Below are 4320 nucleotides of genomic sequence, written 5' to 3' on the forward strand. Positions count from 1 at the left end.
GAGCAGTTTTTTAACTGCTCTTTTTTTTGTTTATTGGTTTTGTTTCTTATGTATTGTTAAGGATAATGATATTTGTTTGGTAATATTTAGAAATAACTTAATTATAGTTGAATAGTTTATTTATTTGGAGTGCAGCTTTTATAATTTGGTCATTCAATCAATAACCAAATTAGAATCAATTATGAAGAAAATTTTTATGTTCATTTTCGTAGCGACTCTTGCTACGTTTGGAATATCATGTAGTAGTGATGATAACTCTACTGATGATAAGAAAGAGGAAAAACAATTAGTTTTAAAAGCAGACAAGCTTGAAGTAAAAGTAGGCGAAGCAGTTAATTTTTCTGCAGAGTTAGACAATAAAAAGATTGATGGAGTGAAGATCCTTATCAATGACCAACCTGGTAGTCTAAAACACGTGTTTAAAGAAGCAGGTACTTTTAAAGTTGTAGCAACAAAAGCAGGTTATCGCAATAGTAATCCAATTAATGTAGTGGTAACTGAAAATGCAAACAAGATTATTTTGAAAGCAGATAAATCTAAGGTTGAAGTTGGAGAAAAAGTTACTTTCACTGCACAAGCAGGAGGAGCTGACTTAAAGGATTTCAAGGTTAGTTTTGCTGATGGAACAGAGATAAACGGAACAAGCTGGATAGCTGATAAAGCAGGAAGCTTTAAGTTCTTTGCATTCAAAGAAGGCTTAGAAAATTCTGATAATGTTGAAATTACAGTAACAGGGAAACCGATTGACTTGAAGTTAACTTTAGTTACTAATCCAAATGAGGTGTTTGCTGGTAAACCGTTTACTTTATCTATCGTTACGGGTAATACACCTGTTAAAGATGCGGTGTTACACGTGGATGGTGAGGCTCTTGATATCTTGTCTGATGATAATGGAGAGTTCAATCTTTATGGGCCTGCAGGAACAGTTACTTTTAGTGCAGAGTTTGAAGGAAGTTTTAGCAACGGTGTTGAGGTGACTATTAAGGAGGCTGAAAAAGTAGAAGCTAAAGGAAAAGGATCTTTTGAATTTAATGGTGCTACTCATCAAATTGAAGATAGCTATTTAGTGTTTTTTGGATTAGAGTATGCTGATGAGTCAAAAACAGAAGTAGTTGCTAGATGGCAAGTAGAAGTTGGATCTGGGGATTTGGCTGCAGTCTATGTATTCAAAACGCCAGCTAAGAAAGTATCTGAAGGTTCATACTCACCAGACTTACCAAATGCTACAAATACAACTCCTCTTATTGCTGGAGTAATTAGAAATGGTAGTACTATTGGAGTTAGTAATTTGGATATGAAGTTTAAATTTGATGCTCAAGTAAATGCTAAGAACCTTTTTGAAGGTCATTACAAAGGAACTACTGCTCCAATGAATGATAAGCCATTCAGCATTGAATATGAAGGAGAGAGTTACTTTTTTGATGCTTCTGAGAATAGTGCTAACAAAACAAGGTCTACAAGTCGATTTGTTGGGGCAAATCAGAAAGTTAAGTCAAATATGATCTCAAAATTTGATAGAACAATTAGAACTTTTGTGAAGTAATAGTACATATTTTAATTATGCTGCCTCCACTCTTTTGAGTGGAGGTTTTTTTGTTTTGAATTTACACTTAAAATGTTTGAAATCTTCTTGAAATTGTTCTTTCGCAATTGAATTGTTTTAGTTGTTTCAGTTCTCCTTTTATAATTTGCTTATTCAACCAAAAGTCAAATTAATAGATTATGAAGAAAATTTTTATGTTTATTGCTGTAGCAACTTTGGCTACATTCGGGTTATCTTGCAGTAGTGATGATAACTCCAAAGAGGAGAAAAAGGATGAAAAACAACTGGTATTAAAAGCTGATAAAACGGCTGTTACAGTCGGAGAAACCGTAAAGTTTTCGGTGCTTATTGACAATAAGGCTGTTGATGGTGCTAAGATTACCATAAATGGTGAAACAATTGGGGAAGAGCATGTTTTTAAAAAAGCGGGAACTTTTGTTGTAGTTGCTAAGAAAAAAGGCTTCTTGGATAGTGCCTCGGTTACAATCAACGTAACAGACTCAAATGGCAAGAAACAACTTGAACTATCAACAGATGCTTCTGAGATTAAGATAGGGGAAGAAGTGTCGTTCTTTGTGAGAGAAAACGGTGTTCAAGTAAAGGATTTTAAAATTAAATCACTGCAAGGTAAAACTGTTGATAACAATAAATGGATCGCAGATGAAGCTGGTGAGTTTAAGTTTATAGCAACGAAGGAAGGTTATATAGATTCAAAGGAAGTAGTTGTTAGAGTTACGGAGAATGAGCAACCAGAGTTTGAAAGTTTTGTTACTTTAGGTAGTAAGACATATGAGTTGAGTTACGGACTATATGGTGTTGCTTGTTATGAAGATGGAAAGACGGCAGAAGGAAAACCTAATTATGTAAAAGCTATTTACACGTTAAAAGATGGTCGAAAAGTTTTTAGATATGTTTACCAAATGTACAAAGGTCAGAATACTGATGAAGATTATGATAACGCTTGGGAAGAAGGTGGTGTGATTCAAGGAATGGTTTTTTATATAGAGGCTAAAAACCAAGAATCTTCCCCTTTGAATACTCTTGCGTCTGAATGGTTATGGGGAGATATGTACACTATAATAGATGGAGATATAGATTATACAGATCCAGATGATAGTTCTGATTTATATGTAGGATATGATGTGAGTGAAGACGGTGTGTTTTCTGTAGGAATTGGTTCAACAGGTACTTACACTTCACCAAGTATGACTAAATTTAATGTGAACTATTCTGGTGTATTAGAGGGAGCTTATGTGTTTATTGTATCAAAACCAAGCACAAATAGTATAACAAATATTAAAGCTAAAGGACCTAAAGGAAACCTTAGAGCAATTAAATAATCAGTTTATTAATTGAATTAGAAAGAGATAACTTCCATACAGGTTATCTCTTTTTTTAGTTGATTATTGTAATTAATTAGCAATATATAATTGATTTGATGTAGGTTCGGATATAATAAGTATTGTTATTTTGTAAACAACCATTCATTGAATAAAAAGATTTGATTATGAAAAAAATACTCTCATTGATACTAATTGCTTTAGTGTGTTTTATGACTGTATCGTGTAGTAGCGATGATAGTAATGATGATAATACTACTAATGAAATTCAGTTGATCATACAAGCAAGTAATTACAATGTTAAAGTTGGAGAATCCGTTGTTTTTACAGTAAAAGCAAATGATAAGAAAGTTAATGATGCAAAGATTTATATGGATCATCAGGAGATTGGTTATACAAAGATATTTGATAAACCTGGTCGGTATAATGTCATAGCAAAAAGAGAGGGAATGATTGATTCTGAGTTGATTACAGTTGTTGTTTTAGATGTTGATACTCCAGCAGTTAATTTCATCTCAGTAGGCAGTAAGACTTATAATATAGTGTCATCATTCACAAGACTTTATGCAGAGACTGTACAATACGAAGGAGAGAATTTAGTTCGAGTATACGAACTTGAAACGAGTACTGGTCTTGTAAAGTTCTGTAGGTATGTCGTTGAAGTTCGAACTTCTGATTTTGAGGTAAATAGTGATAAATCTATTAAAGGGGCTTTATCTCGTATATATAAAATTGTACTTCAAAATGAAGATAGCAATGAGTTAATTTACCCTGGTGTTTCTGGTGCAGAGGAAATCGATATCAATGGGTTCATTGTGTCTGAATCAGGAAATGTTGAGTTTAAGGATGATGCAATTGAATTGTTAGAAATTAAATTAAAAGCATTTAGAGATGAGTCAGGCGAAGTCAGTATTGATATTAAAGCAGCGGACAATAGTGTGAACTACGCAGGTAGTATTTCTTCTATGTATGCTATTGATACTTCTAAGGATGATCGCTCAAAGCATTTGAAAGGCAATACTTCACTCACTGAATTTAGTTTCGACGAGCAGTTATCCTGTATCCCTGTTTTAAGCAAGGGAAAATAGATTTTAAGAGATATTGTTAGTAGTAATAAGGTGTTATCTAAAGAGTCTTTTCAGGCTCTTTTTTTAGTATCGTTATTTAAAATATTTGGCGATTTATTTACTTAATAATTGAGTGTTTTTGAGAATATAATAATGTAAGTAGCTGATTTTATTATTAGTTGTGTAAGATTTTAAATGGAGGAGTTATTGCCTTTTTTTGTAAGAAGTAAGTGTTTGTTATGAGGTATAAAACAAGCAATAATAAAGAGTAAATACAAATGAATTATTTTACATTTTCTTTTACCAATGTTTGATTAATTTAAAAATTCAAAGAAAGCAGTACGAGTAAGCATTTCTATTGGGTTTAGAA

Annotated in this window: 3 protein-coding genes; all 3 read left to right on the forward strand. The window is 32.6% G+C overall.

What is annotated here, in order from left to right; genetic code table 11:
* Window positions 1–181 precede the first annotated feature (181 nt).
* Window positions 182–1543, forward strand: coding sequence for a hypothetical protein (locus GOQ24_RS12480; protein ID WP_160339833.1), 1362 nt, complete (start codon window positions 182–184; stop codon window positions 1541–1543).
* 179 nt (window positions 1544–1722) lie between these two features.
* Window positions 1723–2883, forward strand: coding sequence for a hypothetical protein (locus GOQ24_RS12485; protein WP_160339834.1), 1161 nt, complete (start codon window positions 1723–1725; stop codon window positions 2881–2883).
* Window positions 2884–3050: 167 nt separating this feature from the next.
* On the forward strand, window positions 3051–3971 hold the full coding sequence (locus tag GOQ24_RS12490) for a hypothetical protein (protein WP_160339835.1): 921 nt from the start codon (window positions 3051–3053) through the stop codon (window positions 3969–3971).
* Window positions 3972–4320: the final 349 nt, after the last annotated feature.

The sequence above is a fragment of the Myroides sp. LoEW2-1 genome, assembly GCF_009767705.1.
Classification (GTDB): domain Bacteria; phylum Bacteroidota; class Bacteroidia; order Flavobacteriales; family Flavobacteriaceae; genus Flavobacterium; species Flavobacterium album_A.